This is a genomic window from Bartonella vinsonii subsp. vinsonii (assembly GCF_902825235.1).
GTDB classification, from domain to species: Bacteria; Pseudomonadota; Alphaproteobacteria; order Rhizobiales; family Rhizobiaceae; genus Bartonella; species Bartonella vinsonii.
On record NZ_CADEAJ010000079.1, the window covers coordinates 1 to 382 of the forward strand.

1 pseudogene is annotated in these 382 nt (G+C 34.8%); it reads right to left on the reverse strand.

The features are described from left to right. Window positions 1–18 precede the first annotated feature (18 nt). Window positions 19–382, reverse strand: a pseudogene (locus J7R12_RS08735) (hypothetical protein); the annotation flags it as partial.

The following is a 382-nucleotide window of genomic DNA, read 5'->3' on the forward strand; positions in this document are numbered from 1 at the left end:
CCACTCACCACCAGTCGTTTAATTCTGACTCCCACACATAAATCCACAACCAAAAGCAAAACCTGCACACGCCTTAACAGCAACATCATCATAAACACCACCCCTATATTTTTCCCTTCCCGCATGTTTATTTTCTATTAATTTTTGTTCTGTATTTTCTTCAGACAGCTGTCTTTTTTCCTGCGGTTTTCTTTCTTCAAAATGCATATTAACAACATCTTTGATATCCTGCATCTTAAATATCTCAAAAATGCTCAAATCCATTTTATCTCCATATTGATTTATCCCCCATAATATAGAACCCACAATGTAGACAATAACTATAAGTTTAAATCCAGATATTTTGGTATTCTTGCTGAAAAAACGCATTATTTCCCTGTCC